22 protein-coding genes and 1 tRNA gene are annotated in these 21,789 nt (G+C 67.4%); 13 read left to right on the forward strand and 10 right to left on the reverse strand.

Annotated elements, in window-relative coordinates; genetic code table 11:
- Nucleotides 1-172 precede the first annotated feature (172 nt).
- From ACYVDN_RS15210 to ACYVDN_RS15225, 4 genes are all read left to right on the forward strand, one after another.
- On the forward strand, nucleotides 173-472 hold the full coding sequence (locus ACYVDN_RS15210) for a hypothetical protein (protein ID WP_460573026.1): 300 nt from the start codon (nucleotides 173-175) through the stop codon (nucleotides 470-472).
- Nucleotides 472-702 (forward strand): hypothetical protein, encoded by a 231-nt coding sequence (locus ACYVDN_RS15215; RefSeq protein WP_460573027.1) that lies wholly within the window; start codon nucleotides 472-474, stop codon nucleotides 700-702. The genes ACYVDN_RS15210 and ACYVDN_RS15215 overlap by 1 nt, the downstream gene beginning before the upstream one ends.
- 112 nt (nucleotides 703-814) lie before the next feature.
- Nucleotides 815-893: transfer RNA gene (locus tag ACYVDN_RS15220), tRNA-OTHER, on the forward strand.
- A 207-nt stretch (nucleotides 894-1,100) separates the two neighbouring features.
- On the forward strand, nucleotides 1,101-2,111 hold the full coding sequence (locus ACYVDN_RS15225) for an aldo/keto reductase family protein (protein ID WP_460573028.1): 1,011 nt from the start codon (nucleotides 1,101-1,103) through the stop codon (nucleotides 2,109-2,111).
- On the opposite strand, the gene ACYVDN_RS15230 is transcribed toward ACYVDN_RS15225, so the two are convergent.
- The 4 genes from ACYVDN_RS15230 to ACYVDN_RS15245 all read right to left on the reverse strand — a co-directional run bounded on the left by ACYVDN_RS15230 (nucleotide 2,112) and on the right by ACYVDN_RS15245 (nucleotide 4,514).
- On the reverse strand, nucleotides 2,112-2,687 hold the full coding sequence (locus ACYVDN_RS15230; RefSeq protein WP_460573029.1) for a hypothetical protein: 576 nt from the start codon (nucleotides 2,685-2,687) through the stop codon (nucleotides 2,112-2,114). It abuts the gene before it with no gap.
- Nucleotides 2,688-2,817: 130 nt separating this feature from the next.
- Complete coding sequence (locus tag ACYVDN_RS15235; RefSeq protein WP_460573030.1) at nucleotides 2,818-3,108, reverse strand: Fe-S cluster assembly protein HesB; 291 nt, start codon at nucleotides 3,106-3,108, stop codon at nucleotides 2,818-2,820.
- Between the two features lie 102 nt (nucleotides 3,109-3,210).
- Complete coding sequence (locus tag ACYVDN_RS15240) at nucleotides 3,211-3,921, reverse strand: TMEM175 family protein (RefSeq protein WP_460573031.1); 711 nt, start codon at nucleotides 3,919-3,921, stop codon at nucleotides 3,211-3,213.
- A 71-nt stretch (nucleotides 3,922-3,992) separates the two neighbouring features.
- Nucleotides 3,993-4,514: a hypothetical protein gene (locus ACYVDN_RS15245; RefSeq protein WP_460573032.1), complete on the reverse strand. Its 522-nt coding sequence runs from the start codon at nucleotides 4,512-4,514 to the stop codon at nucleotides 3,993-3,995.
- A 166-nt stretch (nucleotides 4,515-4,680) separates the two neighbouring features.
- Here ACYVDN_RS15245 and ACYVDN_RS15250 point away from each other — a divergent pair, with 166 nt between their 5' ends.
- Together ACYVDN_RS15250 and ACYVDN_RS15255 are read left to right on the forward strand one after the other, a co-directional pair.
- A complete protein-coding gene (locus ACYVDN_RS15250; RefSeq protein ID WP_460573033.1) occupies nucleotides 4,681-5,829 on the forward strand; it encodes a Dyp-type peroxidase in 1,149 nt (382 codons plus the stop codon).
- Nucleotides 5,826-6,635 carry a bacteriocin gene (locus ACYVDN_RS15255; RefSeq protein WP_460573034.1) on the forward strand — a complete coding sequence of 270 codons (810 nt, stop codon included), beginning with the start codon at nucleotides 5,826-5,828 and terminating at the stop codon, nucleotides 6,633-6,635. The genes ACYVDN_RS15250 and ACYVDN_RS15255 overlap by 4 nt, the downstream gene beginning before the upstream one ends.
- Nucleotides 6,636-6,670: 35 nt before the next feature.
- Here the strand turns inward: ACYVDN_RS15255 and ACYVDN_RS15260 are convergent, their stop codons facing one another.
- The 3 genes from ACYVDN_RS15260 to ACYVDN_RS15270 all read right to left on the reverse strand — a co-directional run bounded on the left by ACYVDN_RS15260 (nucleotide 6,671) and on the right by ACYVDN_RS15270 (nucleotide 8,564).
- The gene (locus ACYVDN_RS15260; protein ID WP_460573035.1) at nucleotides 6,671-6,805 is read right to left on the reverse strand and encodes a hypothetical protein; all 135 of its coding nucleotides are present in this window, start codon (nucleotides 6,803-6,805) and stop codon (nucleotides 6,671-6,673) included.
- Nucleotides 6,806-6,810: 5 nt separating this feature from the next.
- Nucleotides 6,811-7,077 (reverse strand): hypothetical protein, encoded by a 267-nt coding sequence (locus ACYVDN_RS15265; RefSeq protein ID WP_460573036.1) that lies wholly within the window; start codon nucleotides 7,075-7,077, stop codon nucleotides 6,811-6,813.
- A gap of 593 nt (nucleotides 7,078-7,670) precedes the next feature.
- Entirely contained in the window at nucleotides 7,671-8,564 is an 894-nt protein-coding gene (locus tag ACYVDN_RS15270; RefSeq protein ID WP_460573037.1) for an SMP-30/gluconolactonase/LRE family protein, read from the reverse strand.
- A 142-nt stretch (nucleotides 8,565-8,706) separates the two neighbouring features.
- Here ACYVDN_RS15270 and ACYVDN_RS15275 point away from each other — a divergent pair, with 142 nt between their 5' ends.
- A complete protein-coding gene (locus ACYVDN_RS15275; protein ID WP_460573038.1) occupies nucleotides 8,707-10,152 on the forward strand; it encodes a mannitol dehydrogenase family protein in 1,446 nt (481 codons plus the stop codon).
- 56 nt (nucleotides 10,153-10,208) lie between these two features.
- Nucleotides 10,209-11,387 carry a glycoside hydrolase family 3 N-terminal domain-containing protein gene (locus ACYVDN_RS15280; protein WP_460573039.1) on the forward strand — a complete coding sequence of 393 codons (1,179 nt, stop codon included), beginning with the start codon at nucleotides 10,209-10,211 and terminating at the stop codon, nucleotides 11,385-11,387.
- A gap of 216 nt (nucleotides 11,388-11,603) precedes the next feature.
- Here the strand turns inward: ACYVDN_RS15280 and ACYVDN_RS15285 are convergent, their stop codons facing one another.
- On the reverse strand, nucleotides 11,604-12,881 hold the full coding sequence (locus ACYVDN_RS15285; RefSeq protein WP_460573040.1) for an agmatine deiminase family protein: 1,278 nt from the start codon (nucleotides 12,879-12,881) through the stop codon (nucleotides 11,604-11,606).
- 213 nt (nucleotides 12,882-13,094) lie between these two features.
- On the opposite strand from ACYVDN_RS15285, the gene ACYVDN_RS15290 reads away from it, so the two are divergent.
- Complete coding sequence (locus tag ACYVDN_RS15290) at nucleotides 13,095-14,108, forward strand: NAD(P)-dependent alcohol dehydrogenase (RefSeq protein WP_460573041.1); 1,014 nt, start codon at nucleotides 13,095-13,097, stop codon at nucleotides 14,106-14,108.
- Between the two features lie 13 nt (nucleotides 14,109-14,121).
- On the opposite strand, the gene ACYVDN_RS15295 is transcribed toward ACYVDN_RS15290, so the two are convergent.
- Entirely contained in the window at nucleotides 14,122-15,423 is a 1,302-nt protein-coding gene (locus ACYVDN_RS15295; protein WP_460573042.1) for a PucR family transcriptional regulator ligand-binding domain-containing protein, read from the reverse strand.
- Between the two features lie 280 nt (nucleotides 15,424-15,703).
- Here ACYVDN_RS15295 and gabT point away from each other — a divergent pair, with 280 nt between their 5' ends.
- The 4 genes from gabT to ACYVDN_RS15315 all read left to right on the forward strand — a co-directional run bounded on the left by gabT (nucleotide 15,704) and on the right by ACYVDN_RS15315 (nucleotide 21,261).
- The gene (gabT, locus tag ACYVDN_RS15300; RefSeq protein WP_460573043.1) at nucleotides 15,704-17,077 is read left to right on the forward strand and encodes an aspartate aminotransferase family protein; all 1,374 of its coding nucleotides are present in this window, start codon (nucleotides 15,704-15,706) and stop codon (nucleotides 17,075-17,077) included.
- The gene (locus ACYVDN_RS15305; RefSeq protein ID WP_460573044.1) at nucleotides 17,067-18,533 is read left to right on the forward strand and encodes an NAD-dependent succinate-semialdehyde dehydrogenase; all 1,467 of its coding nucleotides are present in this window, start codon (nucleotides 17,067-17,069) and stop codon (nucleotides 18,531-18,533) included. Before gabT ends, ACYVDN_RS15305 begins: the two co-directional genes overlap by 11 nt.
- A gap of 137 nt (nucleotides 18,534-18,670) precedes the next feature.
- A complete protein-coding gene (locus ACYVDN_RS15310) occupies nucleotides 18,671-20,056 on the forward strand; it encodes a flavin monoamine oxidase family protein (protein WP_460573045.1) in 1,386 nt (461 codons plus the stop codon).
- Between the two features lie 179 nt (nucleotides 20,057-20,235).
- Nucleotides 20,236-21,261, forward strand: coding sequence for an alpha/beta hydrolase (locus ACYVDN_RS15315; RefSeq protein ID WP_460573046.1), 1,026 nt, complete (start codon nucleotides 20,236-20,238; stop codon nucleotides 21,259-21,261).
- A gap of 130 nt (nucleotides 21,262-21,391) precedes the next feature.
- Here ACYVDN_RS15315 and ACYVDN_RS15320 read toward each other — a convergent pair whose 3' ends face one another.
- The gene (locus tag ACYVDN_RS15320) at nucleotides 21,392-21,778 is read right to left on the reverse strand and encodes a nuclear transport factor 2 family protein (RefSeq protein ID WP_460573047.1); all 387 of its coding nucleotides are present in this window, start codon (nucleotides 21,776-21,778) and stop codon (nucleotides 21,392-21,394) included.
- Nucleotides 21,779-21,789: the final 11 nt, after the last annotated feature.

A 21,789-nucleotide genomic window follows, 5' to 3' on the forward strand; every position in this document is an offset into this window, starting at 1 on the left:
TTCGTTTCCGGGGTGTTCCGTGCCGGGCTTTCGCGGCATATCCTCCCTCCGCTTGCGCTTCGGTGCGGTATTCCACGGTCCCGGCACTTCACACCCCTCCCACTCACTCCTGATCTCTCCGCCGGAAGGCAAACAAAAACAGTCAGCAACAGATGACAGGGAGCGGGGAGTCATGAAGGCGGAGCTGGTGGAACTGGTCACCAAGGGCAGGACTGAGACGGTGGTGCTGATCTCGACACAGGAGCAGGCGATCACCCAGGAGGAGAAGAGAGAAGCAGCCCAACTGACGGTGTGGCTGGTCGATGAAGGCTGGACGGTCACCACGCGTGCTGACTCGCCGTTGGCGGATGTGGTCCGACGGGCCGCTCAGGCGATGCGTGGCAAGTACCGGGATGTGCCATCCGAGGAACCGAACGTGACCGTCTCACAGCATCAGTTGTCACCGCGTGCACGAGCGCTGGGGAGCCTCTGATGAGCAAGCGCAAGGTGCAGGAGGGCGAGCACCCGATTGCCGTGGTGGCGATGGATCACAACACAGCCGCTGAAGCACTCGGACTGAGCCCCTCCCGACTACGGCAGCACGTCCGGCTGGGCGACGTCACACCTCACTTCTCCGGCACGAAGCCCGTGTACCTCGTCACCGACCTAGAACGCTTCATTGAGCGACTGCCAACGCGACCGGAACACCTCATACAGATCTGACGGAACTGTGACGACGAACGCCGCCGAGGAAGCTGGCCGTGGATTTCCCACAAGTTCGGCCGTCATTGATTCGTCACGAATGTGTGCACTAATGTGTGAACTAGTGGAAGAAAAGCCCGGAATTACTGGTATCTCGGCCGTAGTCTTTATGACTACGGATCAGAAGGTTGGGGGTTCGAATCCCTTCGGGCGCACACTGTGTTGAGACAGTAAGAGAACGGCTCGCGAAAGCGGGCCGTTTTCGTATCTCAGGATTCCCATCAGCGCGACAGAGGACCAGCGGGTAGCGTTGCCGCTGTGCCGAGACCCTAGGGCCCCCGGTGTCGCGCTTGTCTAGTGCGTATCCGGGGGTTCGTTTTGCTCGGCGTCCCCCAGACTCCGCCGCGAGAGGAACGACAGTGCAGTTCAGGTACCTGGGCAACTCCGGATTCAAGATCTCCGAAATCACCTACGGCAATTGGTTGACGCACGGCTCCCAGGTCGAGAACGACACGGCAACGGCGTGCGTCCGTGCTGCGCTTGAGGCGGGCATCACCACGTTCGACACCGCCGACGTGTACGCGAACACCGCGGCCGAGACGGTGCTCGGTGAGGCGCTGAAGAACGAGCGCCGTGAGTCACTGGAGGTCTTCACCAAGGTCTTCGGTCCGACCGGTCCCAAGGGTCACAACGACGTCGGGCTGTCGCGCAAGCACATCCTCGAGTCGATCAACGGTTCGCTGTCACGACTGCAGACCGACTACGTCGACCTCTACCAGGCGCACCGCTTCGACTACGAGACGCCGCTCGAAGAGACGATGCAGGCGTTCGCTGACGTCGTGCGGCAGGGCAAGGCGCTGTACATCGGTGTCAGCGAGTGGACCTCTGAGCAGCTGCGCGCCGGCGCCGCGTTGGCGAAAGAGTTGAACATCCAGCTCATCTCGAACCAGCCGGAGTACTCGGCGCTCTGGCGTGTCATCGAGGCTGAGGTCGTGCCGACATCGCGCGAGCTCGGCATCTCGCAGATCGTGTGGTCGCCCGTCGCGCAGGGCGTGCTGAGTGGCAAGTACCTTCCGGGCGCACCGCTGCCCGAGGGAAGCAGGGCCACGGATGACAAGGGCGGCGCCAACGCTGTGTCACGGTGGCTGACCGATGACGTGCTCACCCGCGTTCAGCAGCTGACGCCGATCGCGAACGAGCTCGGGATCACCCCGGCTCAGCTCGCGGTCGCCTGGGTGCTGCAGAACGACAACGTTGCGACGGCGATCATCGGGGCGTCGCGTCCCGAGCAGGTGATCGAGAACGTGAAGGCATCCGGCGTCACGATTCCCGCCGAGCTGCTCGGCCGCATCGACGAGGTGCTCGGCGGCGCCGTCGAACGTGACGCCGCGCGCACGTCGGAGCGTTCCCCGAAGACCCGCGAGGCCTGATTACGGCTCGAACACCAACGGCGGCGGGCTGATCACCGTCTGGTACCACGACCACGACCCGCCCGAGAGCTGCTCGATGGCCACGTAGCACGGCTGTGAAGCGGGCAGGCCGTTCAGTGCAACTGTCAGCGACTGCTGGCCGTTGATGGTGCGGTTGCCGATGCCACCAGCGCTGGCTGCGCCGAACTGGCTCACAGAGAAGACCGTCGACTCCTGCGTCCACAGGTAGAACGTGAAGACGTAGTTGGCGGTGGAGGTGATGCCGTACGCATCCGCCTCGAAGTGCACCGAGACTGCGGGCGCACGCGAGGGGTTCATCGGGTAGTCGAAGCTCGCGTAGCTGGTCGGAGCATCCGTCTGCACGATCGTGGCCTGGATGAGCGTGGTGTTGGTTCGGCCTCGGCCGATGGGATGCGCCACCGAGAGTGAATCGATCGGCGACGGGAAGAAGACGGGCGGTCGTACGGTGATGAGTTTCGACCATTCGTCGGGCGTGATGTCGCTCGCAAAGGCCGAGAAGTCGACCTTGTGGGTGTCCAGGGCGTCCGCGAACTCGTTCGAGGTTGCATGAGACATGCGCGCAGCTTAAGTTCGCAGATCGGATGCCGCGACCCTCGCACGGGGGTATCTATGCGGAAGGGGTAGCGTCCACCCGGCGCTACCCCTTCCAGGTGACCGCTATTCGGCGGTCATCCACGTCAGACCATCAGGCCGGCGTCTGCGATCCGATCTGGAACCGCACGGCGCCCTGCTCGTCGAGCTGCGCGTCGAGCACCTTGTCGCTGAGCGCGGCCGAAGCGCTCTCGTCGATGAAGACATGGGCGTCGCCACCGATGATCACCTGGTCGTCGGCCTCGGGCGCCGGCACGACTGTCACCGAGAAGGCCGTGCCCTCCGGGTCCGGGCTGCTGATGCGCAGGCCCCCTTCCGACGAGTCGACCGTCTGGTCGGTCAGCGTCTTGACGATCGTGCGTGCGTTCTCGGTCAGGGTGAGCATGAGCTCTCCTTCCGCTTGCGGGACGATGAGTCGGCAACGATTCCGTACCTCGACCAGAGCTGCAACCCAAATGGGGGGGATTCTCCGGGGATGCCCAGGGTGCTATGCGCTCCGGCGCGGATCGGCCCCCGAGGTGTGAGGCTTCTTCGTCTTCTTGGGAGGTTTCGGCACCCCGAGCATCCGCGCAAACAGCCCCTGGAGCGGCCCGATGAGGAACATCAGGAAGAGGGGGTAATAGCTCAAGAACGGGAAAGCGATGGCGAGGCCCAGCGCGACGGCGAAGAGCACGGCCATCGAGATGTCCACCGATATCCCGGTGCGCAGATGGATGTCGGAGATGTCGTGCAGCACCGGATGAGCCCGCAGGAAGAGCCGCAACGCAAGGGTGAGCAGGCAGGTGAGGATCATGGTGCCGATGTAGACGATCTTCACGAGGCTGTCGTCGGCTCCGGCCTCGCCTGACAGTGCGGTGGCGACCGGGAGCCACACGATGGACAGCAACCACGCCATGTTGATCCAGAGGAGTGGAATCGAGATCAGGTTCACCTTGGCGAAGACGCGGTGGTGGTTGATCCAGAACATCGCGATGATCGCGAAGCTCAAGACGAAGCTCTGAAGCTGCTGCACGTGCTCGTTGAGCCAGGAGTCCACTCGGAGGCCCTTGATGTCTGTCGCGGCTTCCATGAGCGGGAGGATCAGCAGGGTCATCGCGATCGCGACGACGGCGTCGATGAACGCCTTGGCACGCTCAGCGCTGAACAGCCCCTCAGGGGCAGAGCCCTCCTGGCCATCCGGTGCAGCGTCGTCACTCACGCCAACGATGCTAACGGGCGGCGGTCGCGAGGCGGTCGTCTTGGGCGCAAGTCGACGACGCTCGTCGCGGGTCAGTGGGCGAGGATGCCCAGACCGACCACGATGAGACCCAGGACACCCGTGATGAGCGCGGACAGGATGCACCGCCAGACCGGCCTCCGTCGTCTCAGCGCTCCGAGGTAGCCGACCACCGCGAGCATCGCGATGCTGACCCACAGCGCGATGTAGTACGCGACGTACTCATCGAGCACGTGCACGACCGCGAGCAGGAGGAACACGGATGGGAGCAGCATGGCGAAGAGCATCCCCCGTGAGTGCCGCACGGCCTCTCGGAACGCTGCCCCGACGGGTATGTCCGACGGGTCACCACTCCCGTCGCCGAGAGCCGCGACCGTGCGGGCATACACGTGCGTGATCCAGAAGATCAGCGTCGTGACGACCACGAAGACGAGTACCTCGAGGTCGGTGTCGTACTCCCACCCGACGGTGATCAGTGCGCTCACCAGCACGATGCCGTACACCGTGGCCTCGCTGCTGAACACGTTCATGATGAACCGAGCAGACCCGCCGGGCCGCCCCTCGCCCTTCGCCATGTACGCGAACTTACCGCGACAGCGGCCGCGCGGGCAGGCCCTGCTCTCGGTCGACCTCGAAAGCACAAGGCGTCGGGATGCCCGCGCCTACGCCCTGCTGCACCGATCCGGCCCCCGCGGTGTCACCGCGTCACGCTATCGTGACAAGGACGGTGAAGGGGGCCGCATGTCTAGCGAGTACCGCGACCGAGTGCCGATCGACGCGCAGAGCGTTGACGCACCGCTCTCCCGATTCGCCGTCTTCCTGGTGCTCACCGTGCAGCCTGGCGCGGATGCCCTCGCCACCGTGCGCGAGACCATCTCCGGCATGGATGACGCGGTGAAGACCGTCGGATTCCGCGACCTCGGCGGCCACCTCTCATGCGTCGTGGGAATCGGTCGTCGGCTGTGGGATCGGCTTGTGCCCGACATCCGGCCCGCCGAGCTCGAGGTGTTCCCCGAAGTGCGCGGCGCCACGCACACCGCGCCCTCAACGCCGGGCGACCTCTTGCTGCACATCCGTGCCGATCGTGTCGACCTGTGCTTCGAGCTCGAACGGCAGCTGCTGGATGCTCTCGGCGACTCCGTGCGGGTGGCGGACGAAACACAAGGCTTCCGCTATTTCGACGTGCGCGACCTGCTCGGATTCGTGGACGGCACCGCCAACCCGATCGGGAGCGAGCTCGACGAGTCGGCGATCATCGGCGACGACGATCCAGCGTTCGCCGGCGGCAGTTACGTGGTGGTGCAGAAGTATCTGCACGATCTGGACGCCTGGGGCGCCCTCACCGTTGAGCAGCAGGAGGCCGTGATCGGCCGCACCAAGCTCGAGAACATCGAGCTGGATGACAGCCTCGTAGACCAGAAGGCGCACAAGACGCTCGCCACGATCGTCGACGACGACGGCAACGAGCTCGACATCCTGCGCGACAACATGCCGTTCGGGAGCCCGGCGTCCGGCGAGTTCGGCACCTACTTCATCGGATACTCCGCACGGCTCTGGGTGACGATGCGGATGATCGACCGGATGTTCATCGGGGATCCGCCGGGGTTCCACGACCGCATTCTCGATGCGTCCACGGCTGTCACAGGGAGCACGTTCTTCGTGCCGTCGAACCCCGTGCTGCAGGCTTTGGCCGATGTAGATGGCCTCAATGGGTTGACGAGCACCGCGGAGCGGGGCGACCCCCGTGGGTTGAGGAGCACCGCGGAGCGGCGCGTCTCGAAACCCGCCACCGAGCCGCCGGGCGCGGGCGACGGCGCCCTCGGCATTGGTTCGCTGAAGCAGACATCCGACGGCGACATCGCCGAAGAAACGGAAGGAACGGCATCATGAGTGATCACCTGCTGCGCCGCCACGCACCGCTCACCGACGCGGGCTGGGCGTTGCTCGATGCGGAGGCATCCGCTCGGCTTCCCGTCGCGCTCGGGGCACGCAAGCTGGTCGACTTCTCGGGTCCGCACGGTTGGGAGCACTCGGCCACGAACCTCGGGCGGGTCGGCGGTGTCGTCAGCGCACCCGAGGAGGGCGTGATCGCACGCAGCAGGCGGGTGCTGCCGCTCGCCGAGGTGCGCGCCGACTTCGTGCTGCGGCGCGAGGAGCTCGACTCGGCCGACCGTGGCGCGGAGGATGTCGACCTCGGCCCACTCGATGAGGCCGCCGTGCGCATCGCGCGCGTCGAGAACTCCGCGGTCTTCAACGGCTGGGACGCCCTCGGCATCATCGGCGTGCTTCCAGCCTCTCCGCACGAGCCGATCGTGCACACGAGCATGGCGGAGGAGTACGACGACGCGGTGACCCAGGCCGTTGCAACGCTGAAGCGCTCCGGCGTGGATGGTCCGTACGCGCTCGCGCTCGGCCCGACGCTGTGGACCTCGGTGATCGAGGCGAACGAGGGTGGGGGATATCCGCTCATCCGGCATCTGCGTGACATTCTGGGCGGACCCGTCGAGTGGGTGCCCGGTCTCGATGGAGCGGTTGTGCTCAGCCAGCGCGGAGGGGATTTCGTGCTCGAGGTGGGGGAGGATCTCTCGATCGGGTACGCATCGCACGACGCCCAGAACGTGAGCCTCTATCTGGAGGAGTCGCTGAGCTTCCGTGTCAACACGCCCGAGGCTGCGATCGCAATCGTCATCGCGTAGGCGTCCGTCGCGGGTGACGTGCTCAGCCGGGGCGATCAGGCACGGGCATCCGGTGAGATCGAAGGCAACGCTGCCGGCGTGACTGGCGCCTCGGCGCCCGCAGGCGCTCCGGCCGCCGGGGACAGCAGGTCCGCGGCGGCCAGAATGCCCTGCAAGGTGATGGTTCCCATGGCGGTCAGCGTCTCGTCAGCGAGTGGACGCTGGTCTGCCACGTGTGCTCCCGCGCGAGGCGGTCGCGTTCGGCGCTGTTGCGCTGTGAGGTGAGCTCACGGTCGAGAGTGCGACGTGCACGCTCCTCCCGTCGGCTCCACAGGATGAGCGCCAGACCTGCACGCATCGCGAGCCTGTCGAGAGGACTCGGAGGGTGCGAGTTGCGGGTCTGTCGCTCGGCGCGCGGCTCGGTGGTGGCCGAGCTGAGCGTCTCGAGGGTTTGCGTATTCATGATGATTCCTTTGGTGACGACGCACCGATCGATGCCGAGCCGAGGGATGCCACCGGGTCGGCGGAGCGGTGCTGATGGGTGGTGATGAGGCGAAGTGTGGACCGGTCGACCGGCATGAGAGCGCACGGAAGACCCGGTTCTGCGATGGGCAGTTCTGCGAAAGGCAGACGGAGGCCCAGCAGCGGGATGACGGCGCGACCAAAGCATGCCGAGCGCGGCATGCGAGGCGGGAACTGTCGGTGAGTCCGATGCGTCGCCTACCGGCGGGACGACTCGGACGGGTCGCTCAGAAGCGGATCTCTAGATCCGAGTTCGAACGTCGACCGTCAGTGCGCGGCGATAACCACTAGCAGGCCATCCCTGCGTGCGCACGACGTGCGCCGAGAACCACGCCCCCACGGAAGGCGAGAGCGTGCGGCTGAATGTGAGTGGTCACCATCATGACGTTCTCCCTTCGTGTTCCCATGCTCCAGCGCGGATCGCGCGAGCGGCTGGGTTGTGGTCTGCCGGAAACCCGGCCTTGGTTACGGTAGTGCACGGCGAGCGCCAGGCACAAGCATCCATGCAGATGCATGTTGAAAACGCCGAAGAAACTAGAGACGCCGCGCACCCTCGACCTTGACGCGGATGACGTAGAGCCTCGTGGTCGCTGTGATGTACAGCAGGTTGCGCTGCGGGCCGCCGAATTCGAGGTTCGCGGCGGTCTCCGGCAGGTGCAGTACGCCGAGCAGGGTGCCATCGGCGTGATAGACCTCGACGCCGTTCCCGCTCGCCGCCCACAGGCGGCCCTCTGTGTCGAGGCGGAGGCCGTCGTATCCGGCATCGGAGGCACACAGCTCGTGGCCGTCCACCAGGCGCCCGCTGCGCACTTCGAACACGGTGATCGTGCGGCGCTCGCTGTCCGTGACGTAGAGCAGCGATTCGTCGAGCGAGAAGGCGAGTCCGTTCGGCTGGGTCAGGTTGCTCGCGACGACGGTGAGGGAGCCATCCGGATGCCAGCGGTAGACGTTGCGGCTGCCGATCTCCTCCGTGCTGCGGTGTCCCTCGTAGTCGGTGAGGATGCCGTAGGTCGGGTCGGTGAACCAGATCGAGCCGTCGGAGTGCACGACGACGTCGTTCGGGCTGTTCAGGCGCTTGCCGTCGAACGAGTCGGCGATCACGCGCATCGAGCCGTCGTGTTCGGTGCGCACGACGCGCCGGTTGCCGTGCTCGCACGTGACGAAGCGGCCCTGGGGGTCGACGGTGCGGCCGTTGGTGAATCCGGCGGGGTGGGTCCAGACCTCCACACGTCCGCTCGTCTCGTCGTACCGGAGCACGCGGTCGTTCGGGATGTCGCTGAACAGCAGGAACCGACCCTGCGGTGAGTACGCGGGACCTTCCAGCCAGCGACCGTCGTCGAACAGGATGCGCAGCTCGGAGTCTCCGCCGATCTGGTCGAAACGTGGGTCTTTGCTCTCGAACACCGCCGCGATGCGCTCCGTCGTCATGCGTACATTCCACCGCATCGGCGCCCGTTCTGCGCACGAGGCCGCAATCGACGCGCGGATGTCGCCGCCATGTATGACACTGGTACCGCGCCGCATCACCCCACCCGTGACCCATCCCCATGGCCCAGGAGGCGAGACACCCATGACCTCACCCGTTGCGCAGCCGAACTACGACCGCGACGACCTGCGCGTCGGCATCGTGCACTTCGGCGTCGGAGGGTTCCACCGTGCTCACCAGGCGATGGTGCTCGACCGCCTGATGAACGAGGGCGAGGCGCTCGACTGGGCCATCTGCGGCGTCGGGGTGCTACCGGGCGACCGTGCGATGCGCGATGCGCTGCTGGCGCAGGGCGGTCGGTACACGCTCGTGCTCAAGCATCCCGACGGCACTCGTGAGGCACGCACCATCGGCTCGATCGCCGAGTACCTGTTCGCGCCGGACGACCCGGACGTCGTCGTGGAGCGGATGTCCGACCCGGCCGTGCGCATCGTGTCGCTCACGATCACCGAGGGCGGCTACAACACGAACCAGGTGACGGGGGAGTTCGACGAGGCCGACCCAGGCATCGTCGCGGACCTCGAACCCGGCGCGAGCCCACGCACGGTGTTCGGCCTGGTCACCGAGGCGCTGCGGCGAAGGCGGGAGCGTGGTGTCGCACCGTTCACGGTGATGTCATGCGACAACATCCAGGGCAACGGTCACGTCGCCTCGCGCGCCTTCACCCGATTCGCCGAGCTCAAGGATGCCGAGCTGGGGGCGTGGATCGCGCAGAACGTTGCGTTCCCGAACTCCATGGTGGACCGCATCACCCCCGTCACGACGGACGACGACCGCCGCATGATCGCCGAGGACTTCGGTGTGACCGACGATGCCTGGCCTGTGGTGGCTGAGCCGTTCTTCCAGTGGGTTCTCGAGGACTCGTTCCCCGCAGGCCGACCGCCGTTCGAGCACGCGGGCGTGCAGGTCGTCGAGGATGTCGAGCCGTACGAGCTCATGAAGCTTCGGCTCCTCAACGTCGGCCACCAGGGCATCGCCTACTTCGGCCGCTTGAGCGGATACACGTACGCGCACGAGGCCTCGCGCGACCCGCTCATCGTCGACCTGCTGCGCAGGTATTGGCGTGACGAGGCGAGGCCGACGCTCAAGCCGGTGCCCGGCGTGGACCTCGATGAGTACACGGAGACGCTCATCGAGCGGTTCTCGAACGAATACGTGCTCGACACCCTGGCGCGGCTGGCCGCCGAGTCGTCGGACCGCATCCCGAAGTGGCTGATTCCGGTGGTGCGCGAACAACTGGCTGCCGGCGGAGGCGTTCGTCGGTCCGCCGCGATCGTCGCCAGCTGGGCACGGTACGCGGAGGGCCTTGACGAGCAGGGGCGCCCCTTCGAGGTCGTCGACCGGCTGCGCGAACGGATGATGGCGAACGCCGCCAGACAACGCGAAGACATCATTGCGTTCCTCCGCGAGGAGTCGCTGTTCGGCGCGCTCGCCGACGACGAGGCGTTCGTCGGGGACTACACGTGGGCGCTGCGGTCGCTCATCGACGACGGCGCACAGGCGACGCTGCGGGAACTCGCCACGGAATAACGTGCTTGGTGGGGGCGAAGTGACGTGCGGGGTGGGGACGGAGTGACGTGCGCGGAGTGAGCGCTCGCATACTGAGGGCGGCCGCCGTGGTCGCCCTCGCGGGACTGCTGGGCGGATGTGCGGCATCCGCTCCCTCGCGCCACCACACCGCGACACCGACACGGCGTCCGACGCCGACCGCGACGGTGACCCCGACGCCGGTGGACCCGCTGGCAGGCATGACGCTGCAGCAGAAGGTCGGGCAGCTCTTCATGGTCGGAACGCAGGCGACGACCGCCGACCCGACGACCCTCTCCGCGGTCAGCGACCTGCACGTCGGCAACGTGTTCCTCGCCGGCCGGTCGCAGGGCGGCACCGAGGCGACGGCCGCGATCGTCAAGCAGTTCACCGCGCTGGTCGGCGCAGACACGACGGCAGGGCTTCCGCTCTTCGTCGCCACCGACCAGGAGGGCGGCGAGGTGCAGGTGCTGAGCGGGCCGGGCTTCGACGACATGCCGACCGCACTCGAGCAGGGATCGATGGCTCCGGCAGCGCTGCAGGCGGCCGCGACGCAGTGGGGGAGCCAGCTGCACGCTGCCGCTCTGAACATGAACCTCGCGCCGGTCGTCGATCTCATCCCGTCGCCCCAGGCCGCAGCGAACAACCCGCCGATCGGTGGCTTCGACCGTCAGTTCGGTTACGACCCCGCGACGATCACGAGCCACGCGAACGCCTTCCGCGCCGGAATGCAGACCTCGGGGATCGTCCCGGTCATCAAGCACTTTCCGGGCCTCGGTGCGGTCACCGAGAACACCGACACCGACTCCGGCGTGACAGACACCACGACGACCGCAACGAGCGCGAGCGTCGGAGTGTTCAAGACCGAGATCCAGGACGGCGCGCAGGTCGTGATGATGTCGACCGCGATCTACACGCAGCTCGACGCGAAGGCGCCCGCGGCGTTCTCGCCGACGGTCACGACGGGTCTCCTGCGGGGAACCCTCGGGTTCGACGGCGTCATCATGAGCGACGATCTCTCGGCCGCCGAGCAGGTCGACGCGTGGTCGCCCGCCGATCGGGCCATCCTCGCGCTCCAGGCGGGCGTCGACATCGTGCTCGTCTCCGCATCACCCGAGGTGGCCGCCCCGATGGTGGCCGCCGTGGTGGCGAAGGCCCAGACAGACCCGGCGTTCGCGAAGGTCGTGGACGACGCGGCCCGCCGGGTCGTCGAGCTGAAGCGCCAGCGGCTCGGGTAGCCGCCCGCCCACCCACCCGCCACGTTCTCGTCGAGCCACCACGTTCTCGCCGAACCACCACCGAATCGACGCGGATTGAGTGCTGGTTCGGCGAGAAAGTGGTGGCTCGTCGAGGGAAGCTCGTGTGCTGGCGCGAGGTCGGGGTTTCGAGACGCGCGCGGCTTCACTGCGAGCTCCTCAACCGGCGGGGAGACGGGCGGCTGAGCCGCAAGCTCATCAGCCCACGGAAGGCTGCTGCTGCGTGATGCAGTGGATGCCGCCGCCTCGCGCGAAGATGGCTCGGGCATCCACTCCCACGATCTCCCGTCCTTCATATGCCTCGGCGAGTATATTCAGCGCGACCTCGTCGTTCGGGTCGTCGAAGGTACCGACGATGACGGCGCCGTCGATCACGAGATGGTTGATGTAGCTGTAGTCGACGAAGTCCTCCTCGTCGCGCAGCACCTGAGGTGCGGGGAGCTCGATGATCTCCCACTCCTCGCCGTCCGGCGTGCGGGAGGCGCGCAGCGTCTCGATGGCCTCGACGGTGATCTCGTGATCGGGATGCGTCTCATCCTGCTGGCTGTGCACGAGTATGCGACCGGGTGACGGGATCGTGGCGACGATGTCGACGTGCCCGCGAGTTCCGAAGCGTTTCGCATCCCGATACAGGCCACGTCGCAGCCAGATGGGGTTGGTCGCGCCGATGGTGCGGGCGAGCTCGGTCTCGACATCCTCTTTGGTGAGATCGGGGTTGCGCTTCGGGTCGAGCTGCACCGTCTCGGTGAGCAGGACCGTGCCGAGCCCGTCGACGTGGATGCCGCCCCCTTCGTTCACAAGGCTGCTGACGACCCGCGTCGCACCGGCTCGAACGGCGACGAGGGCTCCGATCACGGAGTCGTTGCCCCACCGAGCCCAGTCCTGCGCGCCCCAGCCGTTGAAGCGCCAGGTGACGGCGCCCAGCCGTCCGTCCTCGTCGCGCACGAAGGTGGGACCGATGTCGCGCATCCACGCGTCGTCGAGCGGCGCGGCGACGATGTCGATCTCGGTCGACAGGTAGCGCCGGGCGACCCCGATGTCGTGCGGGTCGACCACCATGCTGACGGGCTCGAACCTGAGGATCGAGTGCGCCACCTCGCTCCACGCCGTGCGAGCGTCGTCGACGTCTTCGGCAGTCTCGCCGAGGTAGCCGCCGGCGGGCGGGAAGGCCATCCAGACGCGTTGCTGGCCGTCGGTTTCCGCAGGCATGCGCCAGGCGGCATCTGTCACGGAGAAGGTCTCGGTGACCTCGACGACATCGACGACCTCGCCGTTGGCATCCACTGCCACGATCTCGGTCTCGACGACCTCGACCTCGGTGATCTCGCCGTCCTCGCCCACGGCGAAGATCTCGGTCTCCGTGACCTCGACCTCGGCGACGTCGACAGCGACGACCTCGTCGTGCTCGGCGGCCGGCGCCTCAGCTGAATTCTCGAGCGACTCCTCATCGGGTCGCGCGTCACTTGCAGAAGTCATGTATTCCCCCGCCCTCCATCCTGGACCATCCGGGCGCTCGCACCCACCGCGGGTTTCGGGCCGATCCCCTCCCCAGGGCGGTGCCGGTGAAGGCATCCACCTTAACGCGACCGATCTGTGAGCTCTAAGGGCTTGCGCGTGGATGACCGACTCGTTCGTGCTCGATACTCGTAGGAGTGCCGCACGCCGACCGATCGACGAAGGAGTACGAACGTGGCCAATGTCGCTGCTGTCATGACCGCCCTGAACGCCATAGAGATTCAGGACCGCCCAGAGGCCTCCGCCGGACCAGGCGAGGCCGTCGTCGCCATCAAGGCCGTGGGAGTCTGCGGTTCGGATGTGTCCTTCTTCCGCTACGGCCGCATCGGGCCGTACGTGGTGGAGGGCGACTTCATCCTCGGCCACGAGGTCTCCGGCGACGTGATCGCGGTCGGCGAGGGTGTCGCGAATGTCTCGGTGGGGGATCGCGTCGCGATCGAGCCGAGCGTGCCCGACTGGAGCTGCGCGCAGTGCCGCGCCGGCAGGTACCACCTGTGCCCCAACCTGCGATTCCTCGCCACTCCGCCGGTGGATGGCGCGCTCATCCAGCAGCTGACGATCGACTCTCGCACCTTGTTCCGCATGCCCGACTCGATGACCTACGAAGAGGGTGCGCTCGCCGAGCCGCTGTCGGTCGGGCTGTGGGGATGCCAGCGCGCGGGCCTGCGACCCGGTGACAATGTGCTCGTGACCGGAGCGGGCCCTGTCGGACTGCTGGCGGCCGAGTCCGCCAAGGCGCTCGGTGCCGGCACGGTGACGGTGACGGATGTCTCGGCGCCCAGGCTCGAGCTGGCGGCGGCGCACGGGTTCGCGACCGAGCTGAGCGGTGAGGCGGCGGATGACCGAACCTTCGACATCCTTCTCGAATGCTCCGGTGCGCCGGGCGTGCTCGCAGAAGGCCTCGGCCGCCTCGGGCCCGCTGGCCGCGCGGCGGTGATCGGCATCTCGAAGGTGAATGCCGATCTGCCGCTGCACACTCTGAACTGGAACGAGATCACGATCTCGATGGTGAGCCGCTACCAGAACACCTGGCCCCTCGCGATCGAGCTGATCTCGTCGGGCAGGGTGGACCTGAGCGGACTGCACACGCACAGCTTCCCGCTCTCGCGCACGGCCGACGCGCTGAACATCGGCTCGACAGATCCGAGCGCGGTGAAGGCGATCATCTACCCGCAGCAGGTGGAGTAGTCCCGATTCGCCGTCATCCCAGACGCAGGGCCGTCCAGACCTCGGCGCGGTCGGCGAAGGCGGTGAAGTCGCGGTCGAGCAGACGCTCGGCGGTGCGGATGCGCGCGTGCAGCGTGTGCCGGTGCACGCCCAGTTCGCGCGCGGCAGCGTCGTAGACCCCGTTGTGCTCCAACCAGGTGAGCAGTGACACGGCGAGCGTGCCGTCGCGGTCCGTCGCGGTGAGAGGCTCGAGCAGCGCGGTGGCCCGGACGGGGGCATCCTCGTCCTCGGGCGGCAGCGGGGACGGGCCGCCCCCCGCCCGGTCTCTGCCAGCCCCCGGCTCCGCCGATGTCATCGGGGGCTCGGCCCCGAGCACGTCGTTCACCTGCGCGCCCGCGCGGTCGAGGACGTCGAGGGATGCCACGCTCAGCCCCGATGCCCTACCGAGCTCGTCAGCGAGACGACGGCTCTGCTCGATGCCGCTCAGGAGTGCGCGACGCAGCGCGGTGCGTGCCGACTCCAGAGCCTGACCCTGCTCAAGGGCGAGTCCCGCCAGCGCGACCACGCTCGTCACCACCTGCTGCGCGGCCTGATCCGGCTCGTCGGGGCCACCGTGCGCGAGTACTCCCAGCAGCCGATCGCCCGCGCCGATGGTCTGGAGCGCGATCACGGTGCCCGCCTCGGAGACCGTTGCGCCGGAGCGGCGGCGGGCTCGGAGCATCCGGCCTGCCTCGGCCGTCACGATCTCGCGGGCGGGCGCCGGCATAGCGCGGTCGGGGAAGACCCGGTCGATCGTGCCGGCGGCATCCACGAGGGCGACCCATCGGCCGAGCTGTCTGGCGAGCTCCGCGAGGGTGGCGTCGAGGCCGTCGGGTCGGAGGGCGGCAAGCGACACCGCGTGCTGTGCGGCGAGAGCCCAGGTGTTGCGGGCGTACGCCTGTTCGGCGACGAGGTCGGCGGCGTACCTCGCGACCGCGATGAACGGCGTGCGATAGGGGACGTCGAGGAGCGGCATCCCACCGCGCAGGCAGGCCTCGATCAGGCCTGGCGGGGTGTCACGGATGACCTCCGTGCCGAAACCCAGCGCGACGACGCCGCTGACGACGAGCCGTGCCACGTAACCGTCATAGTCGGAATCGGCGGACTCGAACTGGGTTCCGGTGGTCAGCAGCACCTGACCCGGGGTGAGGAACGGCGTCGGATCATCGAGATCGGAGCTGTGCACCCACGAGACCGCCGCGTCGAGGGCGCCATCCGGGAGAGCGTCCGGTGAAGTCAGCAGCCGGAGGCTGAGCTCGCGCCTGGCCAGCAGCAGACGGACCGTCGGGGCGGGCATGATTCGATTGTACGTTGTGTCCAATCGGGATATCTCCGATGTACACGATGTCCAGTGTCATCGGGTGCTGACCGCCCTAGTCTGAGGTCACGGCGCATCGCATAGACAGAGACACCTCCGCACCATGCGCATAACTCCTGCACATTGCCGCTGTGGGCGGGCTGTCTCCGCGGAATTCCGCGGCACAGCAAGCGTGCGCGAGCAGATCTGCAGGAGTTATGGACAAGGGGCGGGTCGCGGGGGTGCGGCAGCTGCAAAACCGACACGAATCGAGGCAAGGATGACCATCATCGACACGTCAGCAGGTGAGGCACCGGCCGCACACGTCGGAGGGCCGAGCCTTCCGCAGGAGCGACGTCTGGTCACCGAGATCCCCGGGCCGGAGTCGCGCAGGCTGCTCGAGCGCAAAGCCAAGGCGGTGGCGAAGGGCGTCGGGCACACCATCCCGGTGGCGACCGTCGCCGCGGGCGGAGGCGTACTCGTCGACGCAGACGGCAACTCGCTCATCGACCTCGGCAGCGGCATCGCGGTCACCGGAGTCGGCAACGCGGCGCCCCGCGTCGTCGAGGCGGTGCAGCGGCAGGTCGCGCAGTTCACGCACACCTGCTTCACCATCTCGCCGTACGACTCCTATGTGGAGGTCGCCGAGGCGCTGAACCGGCTCACCCCCGGCGACTTCGAGAAGCGCAGCGCCCTCTTCAACTCCGGTGCTGAGGCAGTGGAGAACGCGGTCAAGATCGCTCGCCACTACACGAAGAAGCAGGCGATCGTGGTCTTCGACCACGCCTATCACGGCCGCACCAACCTCACGATGGCGCTCACCGCGAAGAGCATGCCGTACAAGAGCGGCTTCGGGCCGTTCGCACCAGAGGTCTACCGCGTTCCGATGTCGTACCCGTTCCGCGACGGACTGAGCGGAGCGGATGCCGCAGAGCGAGCCATCAGCCAGATCGAGGCGCAGGTGCGCGCTGACAACCTCGCAGCCATCCTGATCGAGCCCATCCAGGGTGAGGGCGGCTTCGTCGTGCCGGCGGACGGCTTCCTTCCCGCCCTGCAGAAGTGGGCCAACGACAACGGCGTGGTGTTCATCGCCGACGAGGTGCAGACCGGATTCGCCCGCACCGGCACCATGTTCGCGAGCGAGCAGTTCGGCATCGTGCCCGACCTCGTCACGACGGCCAAGGGCATCGCGGGCGGGCTTCCGTTGTCGGCGGTCACCGGGCGTGCCGAGATCATGGACTCATCGCACGCGGGCGGCCTCGGCGGCACCTACGGCGGCAACCCCATCGCCTGCGCAGCCGCGCTCGCCACGATCGAGACCTACGAGCACGACGGCCTCGTCGAGCGGGCTCGCGAGCTCGGCACGCTGCTCTCCCGTCGCCTCGACGAGATGCGGGCGGCGGATCCGCGCATCGGCGACGTCCGGGGACGCGGTGCGATGATGGCGATCGAGCTGGTCGACCCCGCGACCGGGCGCCCGGACGCCGGGCTCACCTCTCGCGTGCTCGCCGCGGCGGTCGCCCAGGGGGTCGTGCTGCTCACGTGCGGGACGTATGGCAACGTCATCCGCTTCCTCCCCCCGCTGGCGATCTCCGATGAACTGCTGAATGAGGGACTGGACATCGTGTGGAAGGCGCTGACCGATGCTGAGTGAGAGTGACCTGCTTGCCGACGTGCCCGACGGGCTGTACATCGGCGGCGAGTGGAAGGCCGGCGAGCGGCCGAGCGAGCTGAAGGTGTACGACCCCGCGACGGGTAAGACGCTGAAGACGATCGCGGATGCCGCACCGGCCGACGGCATCCGTGCTGTCGATGCTGCTGTCGCTGCCGCCGACGCGTGGGCTGCAACAGCCCCGCGTGTTCGGGGCGAGATCCTGCGCCGCGCGTTCGATCTTTTGCAGGAGCGCGCGGACGACTTCGCGCTGCTCATGACCCTGGAGATGGGCAAGCCGCTCGCCGAAGCACGAGGCGAGGTCACCTACGGCGGCGAGTTCCTGCGCTGGTTCAGCGAGGAGGCCGTGCGCATCACCGGCCGCTACGGCGTGAACCCCGAAGGCACGGGGCGCATGATCGTCTCGCAGCATCCGGTCGGGCCGTGCTACCTGATCACGCCGTGGAACTTCCCCCTCGCGATGGCGACTCGCAAGATCGCGCCGGCGCTCGCCGCCGGATGCACCGTCGTGGTGAAGCCCGCGGAGCTGACGCCGCTCACGACGCTGTACTTCGCGAAGCTGATGGAGGACGCAGGCCTGCCGGGTGGCGTGCTCAACGTGATCACGACCACGACCTCCGGGCCGGTGTCGGAGCCGATCATCGCCGACAAGCGACTGCGCAAGCTGTCGTTCACCGGGTCGACCCCTGTGGGGCGCAAGCTGCTGCAGCAGGCATCCGAGAACGTGTTGCGCACCTCGATGGAACTCGGCGGCAACGCGCCGTTCGTGGTGTTCGACGACGCCGACCTCGACAAGGCTGTGGACGGCGCCATGCTGGCCAAGTTCCGCAACATCGGCGAGGCGTGCACGGCGGCCAACAGGTTCATCGTGCACGAAGCGGTGGCCGAGGAGTTCGCCGCCCGGGTGACCGAGCGCGTACGCGCGCTGAAGATGGGTCGCGGAACGGAGGATGGCGTCACCATCGGACCCCTCATCGACGACAAGGGCGTTGCCAAGGCATCCGAGCTGGTGGCGGATGCCGTTGCCAGGGGCGCGAACCTGCGCGTCGGCGGCTCCGCGGTAGACGGCGAAGGCACGTTCTTCGAGCCGACCGTCGTGACGGATGTCGTCGCGGGCAGTGACATCCTGCGCGAGGAGATCTTCGGGCCGGTGCTGGCGATCGCCCCGTTCACCGACGAGGACGACGCGGTTCGGCTTGCGAACGACACCGAGTACGGGCTGGTGAGCTACGTCTTCACGAAGGACCTGGCTCGCGGACAGCGCATGATCGAGCGCCTGCAGACCGGCATGATGGGGCTCAACGTCGGCGTGGTGTCGAACGCGGCCGCACCGTTCGGTGGCGTCAAGCAGTCCGGGCTCGGCCGCGAGGGCGGGTTCGAGGGCATCCACGAGTACCTCTCGACGAAGTACACCCTGACGCCGAACCCGTTCGCGTAGGGGCGTCCCCTACCGAGGACGTCCCACCGGAACCGTTCCGACCAGCGCCACTTGCGCTCTATTGCGCCACTTCAGCTGGCGCGATAGAGCGCAAATGGCGCAGTTGGCCGCCAGCACACTCCGCAACAGCGAACGTCATGACACAGAAGGAAGACACCATGAGCGGGATCGAGCGCGACGTCGTCGTCATCGGGGCAGGGGCATCCGGCCTCACGGCGGCGAACGAGCTGAAGAAGGCCGGCCACAGCGTGATCGTGCTCGAGGCCCGCGACCGGGTCGGCGGCCGACTGTGGACCGACACGATCGACGGCGCCATGCTCGAGCTGGGCGGCCAGTGGGTGTCGCCAGAGCAGGATGCCCTCAAGGACACGCTCGCAGAGCTCGGCCTCGAGCGCTACCCGCGCTACCGCGAGGGCGACAGCGTCTACGTCGGCGCCGACGGCAAGCAGACCCGCTTCACCGGCGAGATCTTCCCCGTCGGACCCGAGACCGAGAAGATCATGGTCGAGCTCATCCAGAAGCTCGACGACATGGTCGCCAAGGTCGACCCGAACCGTCCGTGGGAGACACCGGACGCCGAGTCGCTCGACCGCATCTCGTTCACCGGATGGCTGGCCGAACAGACCGACGACGTGGAAGCCCGGGACAACATCGCGCTCTTCATCGCAGGCGCCATGCTCACGAAGCCCGCGTACTCGTTCTCTGCACTGCAGGCGTTGCTGATGGCGGCATCCGCAGGCAGCTTCTCGAACCTGGTCGATGCCGACTTCATCCTCGACGAGCGCGTCGTCGGCGGCCTGCAGCAGGTGCCGATCAGGCTGGCGGAGCGCCTCGGGGATGACGTGCTGCTGGGCAATCCCGTGCGCACACTCCGCTGGCATGACGACGGCGTGACGGCGATCACCGACTCGGTCGAGGTGCACGCCAAGAGGGCCATCCTCGCCGTGCCGCCGCACCTGATCAGCCGGGTGAGCTTCGAACCTCCGCTGCCGCGACTGCAGCACCAGATGCACCAGCACCTCTCGATGGGATTCGTGATCAAGGTGCACGCCGTGTTCGAGCATCCGTTCTGGCGAGATGCCGGGCTCTCCGGCACCGCCTTCAGCCCTTATGAGCTCGTGCACGAGTCGTACGACAACACGAACCACGGCGACACGCGCGGCACGCTGGTGGGGTTCGTTTCCGACACGAACGCCGACGACGTGTTCCGCCTCTCGGCCGAGGAGCGCAAGGCGCGCATCCTGCAGTCGATGTCGCACTACTACGGCGCAGAGACGCTGAACCCCGTCGTCTACTACGAGAGCGACTGGGGCACGGAGGAGTGGACCCGCGGCGCCTACGCGGCGAGCTTCGACCTCGGCGGACTCGCTCGGTGGGGCGCCGACCTGCGCGAGCCGGTCGGGCCGATCTGGTTCTCGTCGAGCGACCTCGCCGGCGAGGGGTACCAGCACGTGGACGGCGCGATCCGCATGGGGCGTCGCGCCGCGGAGGCGATCGCCGCCCAGCTCTCGCCGGCCGAGTAGTGGCCCCGCTGGTCGAGTAGCGGCCGCATGGCGGACGCGTATCGAGACCCTTCTTCACCGCGGTCTCGATACGCGTGCCTGCGGCGCGCTACTCGACCAGCGGATGTGCCTGCCGGCCTGCGGCGCGATTCGACCAGCGGATGTGCCAGCGGGCGGGGATGCGTCGATAGGGTCGGGGCGTGGGGGAGAAGAACCAGCGACCCTGGTACCTGCGGCACGGGGTCATCGCGTGGGGTGCGGTGATCCTGGTGATCGCCATCGGGGCGATCTACTCGTTCGTCAGTCCGTGGCCGAGCGCGCTGCTCATCCGCACGGTGTTCGAGCAGAACGCGAAGAAGACGGTCGACATCATGCGGCCGTATGAGCCGACCAGCGGCATCCGTGAGCGGATGAACGTGCCATACGCCCCCGGCGGCTCATCGAACACCACCTTCGACCTGTTCGCGCCGACAGGCCAGGTGACACCGCGCACGACCGTGGTGTGGATCCACGGCGGTGCGTGGATCTCGGGCGACAAGAGCAACGTCGACCCGTACGTGAAGATGATCGCGTCGCACGGATACACGACCATCGCACTGAATTACACGGTCGCGCCCGAGGCGCAGTATCCGGTGGCGCTGAAGCAGCTCAACACGGCCCTCGGATACCTGGTGAAGCACGCCGCCGAGCTCGGCATCGATCCGGACAGCATCGTGCTCGCCGGCGACTCGGCCGGCTCGCAGTACGCTGCCCAACTCGCGGTACTGGTCACCAACCCTGCGTATGCGGAGAGGTTGGGCATCCACCCGGCATTGACCACGGAACAGCTCAGGGCGATGGTGCTGAACTGCGGCATCTACGACCTCGCGAAGATTCCTTCGGCTCCCGGGATCGGCGGGTGGGGCTTCCGTGCGGCGCTGTGGGCGTACTTCGGCACGAAGGACTGGTCGAATTCGCCGGGCGGCACGGCGATGAACACCATCGACTTCGTGACGAAGGCTTTTCCGCCGACCTGGATCTCCGGTGGCAACGCCGATCCGCTCACGGCCGGCCAGTCGAAGCCGATGGCCGCGAAACTGGAGGGCCTCGGCGTGCCCGTGACGTCGGTGTTCTACCCCAAGGACGAGACGCCGCCGCTCCCGCACGAGTACCAGTTCCACTTGAACGATGCGGCGGCGCGTTCGGCTCTGGCATCCACGATCGCGTTCCTGGGCACGGTGCGCTGACGCCGCACGGCCCCGCTGTCAACCCGCTCGCCCGTCCCGAAGTCATCGCCACTTGTTGCGGGTTCGGCGTTGGGGATTCCACGCCAAGCGGCGACGACTTTGGTGGGGCGGGTGTCTGGGCGGGTGCGGATCAAGCGGGTGACGCCGCGCGCTCGGCGAGTGCGGTGGTGACCGCCCCGAACGCGACCCTGTCGAAGACGAGCTCGATGTCGGTGATGCGGCCGTCATCCACGTGCAGGTTCTCAACGCAGACGACAGCGCCCGCAGGGGTGTCGGTGACGAAGTCGTAGACGACACAGGCGTGCGAGCGGTCCTCATAGACATCGCGGATGTCGTTGCGCACGAGCGCCGGGAGCAGCCGCCGGAGTGCCGTCAGCCACTCCGTTTTGTCGGAGCTGCCCGTGCCGACACGGGCTTCGAGCGTCTCCGCCAGCAGGTCGTCGACGGTGTCGAGGTCGTGGGCCCCGACCGCCTCGATATATGCGCGGGCGACACCCGCCGGAGTTGTAGTAGTCATGTCCGCACTCT

This window comes from Humibacter soli (genome assembly GCF_054779035.1).